Below are 14,264 nucleotides of genomic sequence, written 5' to 3'. Positions count from 1 at the left end.
GCTATGATTTGGTCGCTTCGATCATAGCTGAACTGGGACGCGTTTTTTTGAGCAAGATGCCCTATGCGAGAAGCGCAAAGGCATTATTATTATCATGCAAGATCGATAAATACAGTAGCCGGACTATTGTGAACGCGACTCCATGTATTTGGCTGGGTTTCGAGATGGTCTGCTGCTTCTTGCCTGGATACCTCATTTCCGTTTACATAGACATGCTCGATGACAGGTGTTCCTGGAAGTGGCAGCAGACGGAAAGTAAGCTCACGCTTTGCGCCTTCTATTTGAATGGACAATTGAGTATCTGTCAATTGAGCCGTCACATGCGTCGTACCATCGGTATCGCGGAGTGTGAAGCTGCCTTGTTCTAAGAGATAGGCGTCAACGGTTATTTGCTCAAAGGGTGCCTCTTTGATGTTTGTGGCTGGTTCGATGGTAGGAATGAGCGCGTTTGCGCGTACATACAATGGTAGCCTTTCTAACGGAGCCGCGATCTTGTAGGTGCGTGGCCCCTCCAGAATTTCATGTGTCCAGAAGTCGATCCAGCGCCCTTCAGGAAGATAGACGGGCCTTTGTCCGCTATTGTTGTAGATAGGAGCAACCAGGAGATCCTCTCCAAACAGATATTGCAGGTCCATTGTATAGGTATTGGGATCGTCCGGGAATTCCAGTTCCATCGGTCGAATGATAGGCAAGCTGGTTTCTGAGGCGATGACGGCGTAGGTATAGGTGTAGGGAAGCAGATGATAGCGCAGACGGACGTAATCACGGAATATGTGCAACGCTTCGTCTCCATATTCCCAGGGAAGGCGCGTCGTCATGCCATGAGCGCGCGCGAGAGGCGAGAAGAGGCCAAATTGTGCCCAGCGAACATAAAGTTCGGGAGTTGGCTGACGATGGAAGCCGCCGATATCGTGGCTCCAGAAGGCATGTCCGCACATCGCCATGCTTAATCCGCCGCGCAACGTTGAGGCCATTGCTGAAAATGTGCTGTTGGGATCGCCTCCCCATTGGGCAGCATGTCGTTGTCCTCCCGCATAAGTTGAGCGGCCCCAGACCAGTCCACTATGCCCTGTGATCTCTTCCGTGACTTCTGCAACAAGATCGTTGAATAGCAGAGGATAGAGGTTATGCAGATGCTCGCCGGTCATGCCGTTATATGCATGTGCATCAACCGGTACTCCCTCGCCAAAATCTGTCTTATAGACATCTACACCCATACGCAAATGTGGGCGCAATAAGTCTTTGAACCATGCCACCGCAGCCGGACTGGTTACGTCAAGAATACCGACAGGGGGATGATAGCCTCCCCAGAGATCGGCAACATAGGCTTCACCCTGCGCGTTTTTAAGGAAATACCCTTGCTCTTTTGCTTCCTGGAAGAGTTCGCTTTCGATACCGATATATGAGTTCATCCAGAGACAGACCTTGAAGTCCAGGGCTTTCACCTGTGCGATGAGACCTTCGGGGTCGGGAAACGTCTCGCGGTCCCAGAGCATCTCTGACCAGCGCCCGTGACGTTGCCAGTAGCAATCCAGATGGAGAACATCACATGGGATATCGTGTTTGCGCAACAGGCGAGCGCGTTCCAGCACTTTGTCGGCTCCATCGTTTTGAAAGCCTGATGACATCCATAGCCCTAATGACCATTTAGGAGGGAGGATGGGGAAGCTAACCAGGCTGGCATAGCGGGTGATGATGGTTTTTGGATCTGAGCCAACAATCACATAGTAGTCGAGAGCGGTGTCTGGAACGATGATTGTGCTGAGGGCGTGATTGCTGGCGGCCATATCAAAGTGAATCTGGGTTAGGCTATCCACAAAGACGCCATAGTTGCGGGTGCTGATGAAGAATGGCACATTTTTGTATGCCTGCTCACGGTGCGCACCGTAAGCATCGTATTGCCACATCTTCAAGATCTGGCCGCGCTTATCGAAATCGGTGAATTTTTCGCCAAAGCCATAGAAATGTTCGTCTGGTTCGGCGGTAAAGGAATCGTGAAAGGCAACGCGTTGCCCATCAAACACGCTAAAGCCGAAGGGGAGGGTTGAGAGCCGATCTTGCACATCGCTTTCATTGGGGTTTTGATCGAGCAGCAGTTTGCCATCAGGATCGTAGAAGGAGATGCGGAAGGGATCAAGATCGATATGAACTTGCACTGAATCGGAGAGGAGTTTGACCTGCTGATCTGTTGCCACTTTGGAGACCGGCACTTCCTGATGAGAAAGATCTTTTGCGAGCGTAACACGTTTCGTATTAGGCGTTGTCTCTTCCAATAAGACGCGAACGATGCCCGCAGCAATAACCTTGACAGTCACATGCATAGTCACACCTGTTTGCGTGACCCCCTGTAGCAGCAAGGAGTTCTGCTGTTCCTCCAATACAGAGGCCTTCACGATGTATTGGAGGTCGCCTGAGCCATCTCCTTTGCGTACTGGAAGATCGGGGGCATCACCGGGCCAGGTCACGTAGGGCAGCAATAGAGGGCGATAAGCCATCGCAGTTCGTTCTCCTTATTTCTAGGTTCTATTCTTTGACAGCACCAGCAACTAAGCCAGAAGTGATATATTTCTGGGCGAAGATGAAGACCAGGATAATAGGAATAGCGGCGACTACCGAGACCGCCATCAGATCGTTCCAGCGTGATCCATACTCACTGATGAACTTGTAGAGACCGAGCGTGAGAGGGCGCTTGGTATCGTCAGAGATCAATGTGAGCGGGAAGAGAAAGTCGCTCCAACCCATAAGAAATGTCAGAGCGGCAACCGTGAGCATACCAGGACGAGAGAGCGGCAAGATGATGCGGTAAAAAGCGCTCCAGAGAGTGCAACCATCGATGAAGGCGGCATCTTCCAGCTCTCTTGGGAGCGTGAGGAAGAATGGGCGCAGGATCAAGGCGGCGAACGGCAACGTACGGGTTGTGACCGCCAGGATGACCGCCAGTTGCGAGTTCACCAAGCCGATGCGTGTGAACATAACGAAGAGAGGGAGGGCAAGCATGATGCTAGGGAACATCTGCGCTACCAGGAAAATGAACAGGAAAACGTTTTTGCCACGAATCGGGAGTCGTGCTAGCGCATAGGCGATGGGAGCCGCCAGCACGAGGCTCAGGAGCATGGTGCCTAAAGCAATTTGCAGGCTATTTCCCATGTAGTGCAACATATCCTGGTTCTGGATGAAATTGGCGATGTAAGGTGTCCAGTCAATTTGCATCGGGAAAAGCGTGGGCGGTGTACGAAAGAGCTCGACCGTATTTTTGAGCGAACTCGCAATCACCCAGTAGAGGGGGAAGATCATGATCACCGTGCAAAACAGTCCTACCGCTGTCAGCAGCGCGGTGCGTAAGGTTTTTTGCGTAGCAGGCATTAGCTGGCCTCCTCTCGTCGAATGAGGAATAGATAGATGGCACTGACCACCAGGAGAAGCAAGAACATCAATACAGCTACGGCGGAACCTGCACCCAGATCGAACTGCTCGAAGGCGGTGCGATAGGCATAGAGCGGCATTGCTTCGGTGGCGTTCACGGGACCGCCGCCAGTCATCACATAGATCAGATCGAAGACGTTGAGCGTATAGATGAAACCCAACATGAGTACGGTCAGGCTTGTGGAGCGCATTAATGGCAGCGTGATATACCAGAAGCGGTTGAATGCATTGGCTCCATCAACCAGGGCCGCTTCATAAAGCGAGGCCGAGATGCTCTGGAGGCCGGCTAGTAAGAGGGACATATTAAAAGGAATGCCAATCCAGATATTGGCGATGATGATGCCCCAGAGAGCGACGCCGGGATCAGAGAGCCAACGGATGGGAGCATGGATCAGACCAATGCTGAGTAAGGCATAGTTGATGATGCCGGAATCAGCCTGAAACATCCACTTGAAGATGGTGCCACTGACGACAATTGGCAGCATCCACGCGATCATGACGGAGCCGCGCATGGTTCCAGCGAATGGGAAGGGACGGTTGAACAGCAGGGCAAGCAAAAAACCGATGCCAAATTGAAAGGCCAGAGATCCCAGCGTGAAGAGCAGGGATATGCCGAGAGAGGAGCGGAATATCTGATCATTTAACACGGTGCGATAGTTATCAAGGCCAACAAAGGGAAGGTCGCCAGTAAGCAAGCCACCAACGTTGACCTGTTGAAAACTATAGAGGATCATGGTGCAGATGGGATAGAGCAGGAAGAGCAAGAGAAACAGGGTTGCAGGCAAGGCAAAGAGGTATGGCCCGACCGTTTTTATCAGCTTGCGTTGCTGATTCGGTCCCTGACTTGCAGATGTTTTTGGTATGTGTCGTGAAGTTGTAGCAGTGGTAGACAAGAGTGCATGATCTCCTTTCCAGGAAAAGCACAGGTACGAAGCACCAACCGCATTTACAGATCTCGTTACATCTCACCTGTACATCGCTTGATCTGTGGACAAGCGAAGAGTGGTTTGTCTATCGAGATAGGTAAATGCGGTTAGCCCTATGCCCTAGAAGGTTTTATTACGATGCCAGTAATGGTTTGATTGTCTCTGCTGCCTGTTTAAGAGCGTTTTCGGCAGAAGTCTGTCCTGCAATGGCCGATTGGAAGGCTTGCTGAACAGCATTCGAGATCTTGGGATAATTCGGACCATATGCGCGAGGCTTGGCTGTTCCCAGAGCGTTTGCAAAGACAGAAATGTTTGGATCTTTCTGGAATGCATCGTCCTGAGCAAGAGCTTTGGTGCTGGGTAGGCGCACGTCGGTCACGATATAGCTCTTGAGCTGCGCGGGGAGCTGCGTCCATTGAATGAAGTCCCAGGCCTCTTTCACATGCTGGCTGGTTTTCGGGATAGCCCAGTTCTCACCACCGAGAATGGAGGCTGCTTGCTGACCCTTTGGCAGTGGTACAACGCCCCAATTGAACTTGGCGCTTTCTTTGAGTCCGGGGATTTGCCAGGGACCGTTGACGCACATTGCAGCCTTTTGCGCGATAAACTGCGTGATCGCATCTTGCTGTGCCCAGTTCAGGCTCTCAGATGAGAGCAGCCCCTCTTTGACAAACGTGACGAGGTACTGAAGAGCACTCACGGCGGCAGGGCTATCAATCGTGTCGAGGTCGGCACCAGCTTCCCAGAGGAAGGGCAAGAACTGGAAGGTTCCTTCTTCGCTTTTCACTAGAGACATGGAGAAGCCATAGACACCGCTTTTAGTAAGTTTTTTGGCGGTGCTATGCAACTCATCCCAGGTCGTAGGAGGAGTAACGCCAGCTTTCTGGAACAGGTCTTTATTGTAGTAGAGGGCCAGACAGTTACTATTATTGGGAACGCCGTAGTTTTTATCTTTCCAGACGGTTGATTTCCAGGGTCCAGAGAAATAATCGTTTTCTTTGCCCCAAGCTTTGACTTGCTCGGTGAGATCAGCTAGCGCGCCCATTGCTGCAAAAGAGGAATGGTCCGGGTTGTCGATGACGACGATATCAGGGAGTTGCTGGGAGGCAGCACCCTGGAGCAGCTTTTGCTTCAAATCAGCGAAAGGAATGGTTGTACGCTGAATTTTGATCGAAGGATTGGCCTTCATGTAATCGTCGATGAGGGCGAGATAGCCTTTGCCAGCTGGGTTGAAATAATCCCAGAGTTTTAGGGTGACGGGACCACCGCTGCTGCCTGATGAGGATGACGAGCCACCACCGCACGCGGCAAGGATACCGGCGGCAGCACTACTGGAGAGGCCAAGAGCGAGCGCTCGCTCAAGAAATACGCGGCGTTTCATACGTCCTGTTTGTACGGCATCGACGATTTCGTCCAGGTTGCGTCGGTGTTCGGAGACCATATGAATCCTCCATTGGATTAATAACTAAATATTGTGAGCGGCAATCAAACACGCTACAAAGATACCTCATCTACGTTCGATCATAGATGAACTGATGAATACTGCTGTAGACCAGAATGAATACACCACATCTATGTGGACGGATACACCGTTATCAACTGTCTGTCAACTGTTACAGCATGATTTTACCTGAAAAGTTCGTTTCAGAACGCAATATAAAGTCAACAATCAGTTTAGTCAAAGCGCTTTGACAGTATTGTAGGGTATTAAGAAACGAATTGTCAATAGGCAAATCAGAGAATTTTCAGGGCGAATGAGAACATTGACAAGGTATAGTTCCTTCATTATAATTCAGTCAAAGCGCTTTGACACTCTATCTATGCAGTTTTTACAGACTTGCTTATCAAGAAAAAATCAAGAGGATTGCAATGGCGACAATGGCCGATATTGCGAGGCGAGCTGGTGTTGCATTAAGCACAGTGTCGCATACTTTGAGTGGCAAGCGTCCGGTTTCTCCTGAAGTGCGACAGCGTGTGATGCAGGCCATCGCTGATTTAGAATATCAGCCCCATGCGTTGGCGCGTGCCCTGGCAACGAAACGAACCCGAACAATCGCCCTTCTTTATCCCTCAGAGCCGCACTTTGAGTTTGTGTCGAGCGTGTTAGAGGTGACAAATCAGAGGAAATACGGATTATTGCTATGGACGGCATTGGATGAAGATCAGGAAATATTGCGCATGACGCAGCAGGGTTTTATTGATGGTGTCGTGTTGATGGAGGTGCGGTTGGAAGACTCACGTGTGGCGATGCTCAAGGAGCGCAAGTATCCATTTACGATGATCGGTCACTGTTTAGAGAACAATGACATCAATTTTGTCGATCTGGACTTTGATTATGCTCTGCATAAATGCGTCGCATATCTGGCGGAGTTAGGGCATAAACATATCGCATTTATCAATCACTCTTCCAGGTTAATTGATATTGGTGCTGGATATGTTGTACGCTCCGAGGAAGCATTTCATCATGCCATTACGCAATGGGAATTGGAAGGGATGTCCTGCCCGTGTGAAGCGGATGCTCAGGCGGGCTATGATGCAACAAGTCTATTATTAGAGCAAGATCCGGCTTTAACGGCTATTATTACCTCAAATGCCTGGGTGAGTGGTGGGATAACGCGGGCTATTTACGATAGAGGATTGAAGATACCAGAGGATGTGTCGCTTGTGGGTGTGCTTTCGCCACGCATTGCCGAAATGCACACGCCGCCAATCACGGCTATCGACTTCCCTTATAATCAGATGGGGCATATGGCGACGGATATGCTTATCAGGCAGTTAGAGGGAGAAGAAGTATCGACGCAACTGTTGCTACAACCTCCTTTAACCATCAGGCAAAGCTCCGGTCCTTGTCTGAGATAATTTGTTGTTCAGGGAACAATTGTTTGGGGAGATGGAGGAACCTCCTTCATCTTTGTGTGTTAAGAAACCTGAATAATCTTTGGAAGCTTAGATCAAGCTCCATTGCTGATTGGTGCCGCCATCGACAGTGGAGAAAGCAGAAACCTCCAGCACCTTGCTGCTATTACGATTCTGGGAGAGGGCCGAGGCAACAAGGGGGATGATGGCGTTTTGCGTGTTGGTAGAGACGTACATGCCCTCTTGGGTGTTTGTTGAGGTCCACCAGGTTCCGCCCGGCTCGTTGAAGGGATCAACGGTTTTGAGGGTGATGCCAAAGCTGTCGTGAAAATGTTTGGTGATGGTGGCGATGTAGGAAGTGAAGTTGCTGTAGTGGGTTGAACTGATATTTTCGGCTCCGTTGGCACTACAGGGGGTCTCATTTCTTCGGCTTGAGCACGGGGACCAGGATATCATAGATGAGCTGTTGTAGCCAGTAGGCAAACTGTTCGGGCGTAGAGGGTCGCTCCTGCTCCAGCCACCAGGCGAGCGCGCTACATGCAGCCGAGGCAACCGTAGTGAACTTCAGGTCGAGTGGCGGTCTATCGGGATCAGATGCGGCTTCGGGGAACGTCTGATGGAAGTACGCAAGATAACGCTGCTGCGTCTGCTGGCGAAAGCGCTGGCTCAAAAAGGCGTCTGCCTGTGGACCCAGCACGACGCGATAAAAGTCGGGAAACTGTTGAATCTGCTTAAGTAGCTCGACGAGTCCGGCGTTTCGCCCCTCCCCTATGACTCCTCCCTCTTCTAACATTTCATATATCTCATTGAGATGCTGTTCGAGCAGATCGTATTTATCAAGATAGTGGCGATAAAACGTCGAGCGGTTCACCATGGCGCGCTCAGTAATATCGCGCACAGTGAGGGCCGCGAATCCTTTCTCTATAGCCCCCTCGATCAACGCTTGCGTGAGCAGTTTGCGCGTGCGACGAACCCTGAGATCTGGGGCGTCATCGAACTTTTGCATCACTTTCTTCTCCTATGTTGCATAGGCAACACGTTCCGTTTCATTGCTGATTGAAGCTCATTGTACCATCTGCTACGCTGTTTTTGCAACGGCGCGTTGGCTCTGCGCCGCTTTTGAGGACATATCTCAAGCAGAAAAAGAAAAGGAGAGAGAAAGAACTATGGATATTCTGGTCTATGGAGCAGGTGTGGTTGGCAGCGTCTATGCTGCCAGACTAAAGGCGGCGGGACACAACGTCTCGCTGCTGGCACGAGGGCAACGGGCGGTCTCGTTACGCACACATGGAATTCAACTTGAGGATGCATCGACCGGACGAAGAACAACCACCCGCGTTTCCGTCGTTGAACAGCTGGCTCCAGTCGATAACTATGATGTCGTTCTCGTGACTGTACGACTCTACCAGCTTTCTTCCATCTTGCCGATCCTTGCCGCCAATCGTCAGATTCCCACATTGCTGTTTCTGCTCAGCAATCCGGCTGGCATGCGGCAATTTGAGCAGCTTGACCTGCAACGCATCGTTTCTGGCTTTCCAGCCGTTGGCGGCGTACGGAAAGGAGATGTCGTGCGTTATATCACCCCTCGTCAGGTGCCGACAATGCTGGGCGAAGTGGATGGCCGTGTGACGCCGCGCCTTCGCCAACTCGAGGCTATTTTCAAACAGGCAGGCTTCACTGTTAAGCTGAGTTCCGACATGCAAACGTGGCTGAAAACCCACGCGATCATGGATATAGGCATCATCGCAGCCGTTCTGATGGCGGGGAGAAAGAGCGCACTGCTCGCGCGGACGCGCCGCAATGTGGTGATGCTCGTTCAGGCCATGCGTGAAGGGCTGCTGGCCTTGCGAGCGCTGGGCACGCCCTTGACGCCCTTCTATCTGACCCTGCTCTTTCTCTGGCTTCCTCGCTTCCTCACCGTCATCCTCCTACAATCTCTGCTGCGCACGCGTCTTTCCACATTGGGGATCGACGCTCATTTCGGTGATGACATTGATAACATTGAAGAGATACGTCAGATGGCACGGGAGATCAAGGGGCAACTGCGTTCCTCACCGCTCGCCACGCCAACTCTGAATCGCCTGGTGCTAGCCTTAGAACAGACAACCTCCGAATTGCCTCAATGAGCGCGGAAAAGCAACAATCATAAACTCATTTTCTGGCTTATCGTCTGTTTGCCCTGTTCAATTGAGTGACCTTTTGGGAGAAAACAAAAGAGATCAATTTGTTGCGTTTTTGCAGTGCTCCCCGCAGAGCACTGTCTTTCTTATGAAGAATAGTGTCGGTAAATGTCGTTTTGCCAACACTATCCCACCTTTGAGAGTAGTAAAGATCTTTATCGTTGTTTCCCGTTCTATTGGATCTCAGAGGCCTAATTGCTCTGCGTTGCGTTTGATAGATGGTGAGGGGTCTGGTAGACGCGATTATGATACAATGTGGATAGTGTCTAATATTGCGATAGAAGACATGTGCGGTGTATTTACGTTCCCGAACAGGTTCTATTTGTAAAAGGATCACACTGATATGGCAGAATCACGCTATGATAGCGGGATGAAGGTCCGCAAAGAGGTACTTGGCAGCGAGCATGTTGAGCAAGCGCAGGCACGCATTACAGATTTTGATGCAGATTTTCAGCGCTTCATTACAGAGACGGCCTGGGGATCTGTCTGGTCCAGACCAGACTTAGATAGACGCACAAGAAGTCTGGTTACGATTGCTATTCTAGCAGCGCTAGGGCGTGAAGAACTGGCCTTACATTTACGAGCAGCCATCCATAATCTCAGCATTGACCCTCATGAGATTGCGGAAGTATTGCTTCACGTTGCCGTCTATGCAGGTGTCCCTGCCGCTAATTCAGCGTTTGCAGTCGCCAAAAAAGTATTAGATCAACATGTCCCTGCATCGGAAGAGGCTGGCGCGACGAAGACCAGCCAGGAGGATGTATGAATCAGACCACTATTGGTGCCATTGTGCGCGGAGACCGAGAGATTTTCCCCCCCTATTTATATGCCGCCTATCAATCGACACGCCGCCGCGCGCCAACGCTAGCACTGATTGATGTACCGCTTACGATTTCGGAATTGACGGGTCCGGGTCCGGTTATTAGCGCCGTTACCTCCGAAGATGCTGATCTGACGCGCAATGCTGGCACTGGCGGTGAGGCGATTGGGCAGCGTATTATCGTGACGGGCCGTGTCCTTGATGAGCATGGGAAGCCCGTACCGAATACGTTGTTGGAGGTCTGGCAGACCAATGCGGCAGGTCGTTATCTGCATCGCAGCGATCAATGGCAGGGGCCGCTTGATCCAAACTTTCTGGGCATTGGACGCTGTTTGGCCAATGAAGAGGGCGTCTATCGTTTTCTGACGATTCGCCCTGGAGCCTATCCCTGGAAAAATCACCCGAATGCCTGGCGTCCGGCGCACATTCATTTCTCGGTGTTTGGCCCGTTTGCATTATCGCGTCTGGTAACGCAGATGTACTTTCCTGATGATCCGCTCCATCAATATGATCCGATCTTTCAATCGGTTCCGAGCGAGGAGGCCCGCAAGCGTCTCATCGCGGCGTATGACCATAGCGTGACCGAACCGGAGTGGGCGCTGGGGTATCGATGGGATATTGTGGTGCGAGGGCCGGAGGCTACGCTGTTTGAGTCGGAGGTGAAGTGATGAGTAAGCCAGGGCTGACGCCTTCTCAGACGGTGGGGCCGTTCTTTTCCTCCTGTTTATTGCGTGAGGGGGCATGTCGCAACGAGTTGACCCAACCAGAAACGAGGGGCGAACGCATTCGTATAGAGGGACGGGTCATTGATGGCGATGGATTGCCGGTGCCTGACTCAATGGTCGAAATCTGGCAGGCGAATGCTGATGGACGCTACAACCACAGCGCGGATCAAGGATCTGCCGCGCTTGATCCAACGTTTACGGGCTTTGGACGTTCGGGAACCGATGAGCAAGGACACTACTGGTTTGAGACGGTCAAGCCGGGTGCTGTACACTTTGACGCCTCACGCTTGCAAGCTCCCCATATTTGTGTGACGGTCTTCGCGCGTGGGCTGCTCAATCATCTGGTGACGCGCCTGTACTTTGCAGATGAGACAACTAACGCCGATGATCCTGTTCTCAATTGCGTGCCTGAAGAGCGGCGAGGAACGTTGTTGGCAAAACGGAAGGCTGAGAGTGGGGCAGCGGTGTATTGCTTTGATATTATATTGCAAGGAGCGGGTGAGACCGCGTTTTTCAATCTATGACAGAGCATCACCAGAGGATCGACATTACAGAATGCGAGCCAAGAAAGCCCCGCTCTTTTGAAGACGGGGATGAATTGGCCCTCCTTATTTGGATGAAGGGAGGGGAGGCGCTCATGCCCACAGAAACACGTCTCAAACCGCTCAAAGAGGCTCATCAGTCATAAGATTGAGAAAGATCGATTGACGGCAGAGGATAGAGAGGGTAGAATATGTGCATCAGAAGCAAGGAAGGGGAACAGAAGGAACGATGTCTCTCATCTACGAGTATAAGCTCGATGGGACCAACGCCCAATATAGCGCCATCGAGGAGGCGATCAGAACCACACAATTTGTCCGTAATAAATGCCTTCGCCTCTGGATGGATACTCGTGGCACCAACAGAAATGATCTGCAATGCTATTGCGCACAGCTTGCCAAAGAGTACGATTGGGCCTGCGCGCTGAACTCTCAAGCCCGGCAAGCTGCCGCTGATCGAGCATGGGCCGCTATCTCCCGCTTTTATGTCAACTGCCGTAACAAGAAACCTGGGAAAAAAGGATACCCACAATTTCAACATGATTGCCGGTCGGTGGAGTATAAACGAACGGGATGGCGGTTAGAGCCAGATGGCAGGCATATCACCTTCACTGATGGCTGCCAGATCGGACAGCTTCGTCTTGTTGGCACCCGCGACATCGAAACCTTCCCGATCACGAGACTCAAACGGGTGCGCCTCATTCGCCGCGCAGATGGCTTCTTCTGTCAATTTCTCGTGCAGGCACAGCGGCGCGTCCACCATGTTCCCACCGGCAAAGAGACCGGCATTGATCTGGGCCTCAAGGAATTTCTGACGGATGCACAAGGCAATACGGTTGCCAATCCACGTCATTTGAGGAAGGCAGAAAAGAAGCTCAAACGGCTGCACCGTCGCCTTTCTCGCACGCAGAAACGTTCATCAGGCCGCAAAAAGGCCCGGAAGAAGCTCGCGAAAGGCTATCTCAAAGTCAGTCGGCAGCGCGAAGATTTCGCCCGCAAAACGGCGAACGCGCTCGTGTCATCTCACGATTTCATTGCTTTCGAGAAATTGAGCATAGCCAACCTTGTCAAAAACAGAAAACTGGCCAAGTCGATCAGTGATGCCTCCTGGGGCCGCTTCCTCCTCTGGTTGCGGTATTATGGAGCGATCCATGATATTCCGGTGATCGGCGTCGAGCCAGCCTATACCACAGCCGACTGTAGCGCATGTGGCGCACGGGTCAAGAAATCGCTCTCCATCAGGACGCATATCTGTCGTTCCTGTGGCCTCGTGCTTGACCGCGACCACAATGCCGCCATCAACATTTTAGCCAAATCCCGTACTGTCGGGCAGACAGAAACGGCTCCATCAGCCGGTGGAGACAACGCTTCTGGACAGCCACCCTCTACCAGTTCTCGGCGCAAGCCGACGACGGGCAAGGTGGCTGAGTGAAAGAAGAATTCCCACTTTCAAGCGGAGAAGTGTCAACTTGTTTAGCACTGAGGAAATGAGTGCCACGTTTTCGAGCGAGGCGCATATACGATCTATGTTGCGCTTTGAGGCGGCGCTTGCCCATGCGGAGGCGCGTGCAGGAATCATCCCGCATGAAGCAGCGTTGAGTATCGAGGCCACTTGCAAGGTAGAGTTATTTGATATCCCCGCGTTGTATCGTGAGGCTCGAAAGGCTGGAACGCTGGCGATTCCGCTGGTGAAGGAGCTGACAGGGCGTGTTGAGGGTGAGGCGAGCAGATATGTGCATTGGGGTGCGACGAGTCAGGATGTGATTGATACGGCGATGATGCTCCAGATGCGAGAAGGAATAGATCTGCTTGTTGCTGGATTGTTAGAGATAGCGGCGGTGTGCGCGAAGTGGAGTGAGCAGCATCGGCATACCTTGATGGTTGGGCGCACGCTGCTTCAGCACGCGTTGCCGATTACCTTTGGACTCAAGGCGGCACGCTGGCTGGCAGTGACGACGCGGCTGATGGGTGAGTTGCGGGAGCGGCGAGCGCAAGAGATTGCGATACAACTGGGAGGTGCCGCCGGAACGCTGGCCTCTCTTGGAGAGAAAGGTCTGCTGGTCGGAGTATATCTGGCTGAGGAGTTACATCTGCCAGGGCCGGATCTGCCCTGGCATACGGAGCGAGATCGGATCGTTAAAATTGCGATGAGTGTAGGAGTGATGGCTGGCACGATGGCGAAGATTGCGAATGATATAGTATTGTTGTCGCAAAGCGAGGTAGGAGAAGTGTCGGAAGGGAGGGCGGCGGGCAAGGGAGGATCGTCAGCGATGCCACAGAAACGCAATCCTGTGGATACGACCAGAGCGATTGCCTCTGCGCGATTGGCTGTAGGAATGGTGCCGGTGCTATTGTCGGGGATGGTGCAGGAACACGAGCGAGACGTTGGGGGATGGCAGTCTGAGTGGGCAGCTCTCCCTGAGCTGTTTTGTTTTACCTCTGGAGCTGTTGAGGGTGTGCGAGCGGCAGTAGTTGATCTGGAGATTGATCCGGCGCGCATGAGAGCGAACCTGGATCTGACGAGTGGACTCGTCATGGCTGAATCGTTGACGCTTGCTCTGGCAGGGAAACTGGGTAGGGAGGAGGCGTATCGTATTGTGCAGGAGGCGTGTCAACAGGTGGTGGCATCAGGAGAGACGCTACACCAGGTGGTTCAGGGAGAACGTCGTATACAGGAACATCTTTCGTCAGAGGAGATTGACCTGGCTCTTGACCCTGAGAACTATCTTGGTAGCACCGATGCATTGATTGATCGCTCGCTCGCTGCATATCAGAAAATCCTTTAAGGAAGCGTG

The 14,264-nt window shown here is 52.0% G+C and carries 13 protein-coding genes; 7 read left to right on the top strand and 6 right to left on the bottom strand.

Translation table 11 applies throughout. From position 1 onward, the window contains the following. Positions 1 to 92 precede the first annotated feature (92 nt). The 4 genes from yicI to K3T83_RS03760 all read right to left on the bottom strand — a co-directional run bounded on the left by yicI (position 93) and on the right by K3T83_RS03760 (position 5,790). The gene (gene yicI, locus K3T83_RS03775) at positions 93 to 2,495 is read right to left on the bottom strand and encodes an alpha-xylosidase (protein WP_220201642.1); all 2,403 of its coding nucleotides are present in this window, start codon (positions 2,493 to 2,495) and stop codon (positions 93 to 95) included. Positions 2,496 to 2,523: 28 nt separating this feature from the next. Then, positions 2,524 to 3,363, bottom strand: a complete 840-nt coding sequence (locus K3T83_RS03770) for a carbohydrate ABC transporter permease (protein WP_220201641.1) — start codon at positions 3,361 to 3,363, stop codon at positions 2,524 to 2,526. Beyond that, a complete protein-coding gene (locus tag K3T83_RS03765; protein ID WP_236064809.1) occupies positions 3,363 to 4,316 on the bottom strand; it encodes a carbohydrate ABC transporter permease in 954 nt (317 codons plus the stop codon). Before K3T83_RS03765 ends, K3T83_RS03770 begins: the two co-directional genes overlap by 1 nt. 166 nt (positions 4,317 to 4,482) lie before the next feature. Further along, positions 4,483 to 5,790 (bottom strand): ABC transporter substrate-binding protein, encoded by a 1,308-nt coding sequence (locus K3T83_RS03760; RefSeq protein WP_220201640.1) that lies wholly within the window; start codon positions 5,788 to 5,790, stop codon positions 4,483 to 4,485. Between the two features lie 428 nt (positions 5,791 to 6,218). On the opposite strand from K3T83_RS03760, the gene K3T83_RS03755 reads away from it, so the two are divergent. Further along, positions 6,219 to 7,208, top strand: coding sequence for a LacI family DNA-binding transcriptional regulator (locus K3T83_RS03755; RefSeq protein ID WP_220201639.1), 990 nt, complete (start codon positions 6,219 to 6,221; stop codon positions 7,206 to 7,208). 87 nt (positions 7,209 to 7,295) lie between these two features. Here the strand turns inward: K3T83_RS03755 and K3T83_RS03750 are convergent, their stop codons facing one another. Together K3T83_RS03750 and K3T83_RS03745 are read right to left on the bottom strand one after the other, a co-directional pair. After that, positions 7,296 to 7,661 (bottom strand): glycoside hydrolase, encoded by a 366-nt coding sequence (locus K3T83_RS03750; RefSeq protein WP_220201638.1) that lies wholly within the window; start codon positions 7,659 to 7,661, stop codon positions 7,296 to 7,298. Further along, complete coding sequence (locus K3T83_RS03745; protein WP_220201637.1) at positions 7,624 to 8,211, bottom strand: TetR/AcrR family transcriptional regulator; 588 nt, start codon at positions 8,209 to 8,211, stop codon at positions 7,624 to 7,626. The genes K3T83_RS03750 and K3T83_RS03745 overlap by 38 nt, the downstream gene beginning before the upstream one ends. A 160-nt stretch (positions 8,212 to 8,371) precedes the next feature. Here K3T83_RS03745 and K3T83_RS03740 point away from each other — a divergent pair, with 160 nt between their 5' ends. The 6 genes from K3T83_RS03740 (at position 8,372) to pcaB (ending at position 14,255) form a co-directional block, all read left to right on the top strand. After that, complete coding sequence (locus K3T83_RS03740) at positions 8,372 to 9,331, top strand: ketopantoate reductase family protein (RefSeq protein WP_220201636.1); 960 nt, start codon at positions 8,372 to 8,374, stop codon at positions 9,329 to 9,331. Between the two features lie 397 nt (positions 9,332 to 9,728). Next, positions 9,729 to 10,151 (top strand): 4-carboxymuconolactone decarboxylase, encoded by a 423-nt coding sequence (pcaC, locus tag K3T83_RS03735; protein WP_220201635.1) that lies wholly within the window; start codon positions 9,729 to 9,731, stop codon positions 10,149 to 10,151. Then, positions 10,148 to 10,873, top strand: coding sequence for a protocatechuate 3,4-dioxygenase subunit beta (gene pcaH, locus K3T83_RS03730; protein WP_220201634.1), 726 nt, complete (start codon positions 10,148 to 10,150; stop codon positions 10,871 to 10,873). Before pcaC ends, pcaH begins: the two co-directional genes overlap by 4 nt. Further along, positions 10,873 to 11,454 (top strand): protocatechuate 3,4-dioxygenase subunit alpha, encoded by a 582-nt coding sequence (pcaG, locus tag K3T83_RS03725; RefSeq protein WP_220201633.1) that lies wholly within the window; start codon positions 10,873 to 10,875, stop codon positions 11,452 to 11,454. The genes pcaH and pcaG overlap by 1 nt, the downstream gene beginning before the upstream one ends. Before the next feature lie 247 nt (positions 11,455 to 11,701). After that, positions 11,702 to 12,901, top strand: a complete 1,200-nt coding sequence (locus K3T83_RS03720) for an RNA-guided endonuclease InsQ/TnpB family protein (RefSeq protein WP_220201632.1) — start codon at positions 11,702 to 11,704, stop codon at positions 12,899 to 12,901. 37 nt (positions 12,902 to 12,938) lie between these two features. Then, on the top strand, positions 12,939 to 14,255 hold the full coding sequence (pcaB, locus tag K3T83_RS03715; RefSeq protein WP_373324451.1) for a 3-carboxy-cis,cis-muconate cycloisomerase: 1,317 nt from the start codon (positions 12,939 to 12,941) through the stop codon (positions 14,253 to 14,255). The last annotated feature ends 9 nt before the right edge of the window (positions 14,256 to 14,264 follow it).

It is taken from the genome of Reticulibacter mediterranei, assembly GCF_016587455.1.
The sequence above is the reverse complement of the archived record's forward strand: the minus strand, read 5'-3'. Positions and strand labels throughout refer to the sequence as shown.

Excerpts from the sequence above, each read along its gene's own strand:
- yicI (WP_220201642.1), bottom strand. The coding sequence starts at position 2,495 with ATGGCTTATCGCCCTCTATTGCTGCCCTACGTGACCTGGCCCGGTGAT.
- K3T83_RS03770 (WP_220201641.1), bottom strand. The coding sequence starts at position 3,363 with ATGCCTGCTACGCAAAAAACCTTACGCACCGCGCTGCTGACAGCGGTA.
- K3T83_RS03760 (WP_220201640.1), bottom strand. The coding sequence starts at position 5,790 with ATGGTCTCCGAACACCGACGCAACCTGGACGAAATCGTCGATGCCGTA.
- K3T83_RS03755 (WP_220201639.1), top strand. The coding sequence starts at position 6,219 with ATGGCGACAATGGCCGATATTGCGAGGCGAGCTGGTGTTGCATTAAGC.
- K3T83_RS03750 (WP_220201638.1), bottom strand. The coding sequence starts at position 7,661 with ATGATATCCTGGTCCCCGTGCTCAAGCCGAAGAAATGAGACCCCCTGT.
- K3T83_RS03745 (WP_220201637.1), bottom strand. The coding sequence starts at position 8,211 with ATGCAAAAGTTCGATGACGCCCCAGATCTCAGGGTTCGTCGCACGCGC.
- K3T83_RS03740 (WP_220201636.1), top strand. The coding sequence starts at position 8,372 with ATGGATATTCTGGTCTATGGAGCAGGTGTGGTTGGCAGCGTCTATGCT.
- pcaC (WP_220201635.1), top strand. The coding sequence starts at position 9,729 with ATGGCAGAATCACGCTATGATAGCGGGATGAAGGTCCGCAAAGAGGTA.
- pcaH (WP_220201634.1), top strand. The coding sequence starts at position 10,148 with ATGAATCAGACCACTATTGGTGCCATTGTGCGCGGAGACCGAGAGATT.
- pcaG (WP_220201633.1), top strand. The coding sequence starts at position 10,873 with ATGAGTAAGCCAGGGCTGACGCCTTCTCAGACGGTGGGGCCGTTCTTT.
- K3T83_RS03720 (WP_220201632.1), top strand. The coding sequence starts at position 11,702 with ATGTCTCTCATCTACGAGTATAAGCTCGATGGGACCAACGCCCAATAT.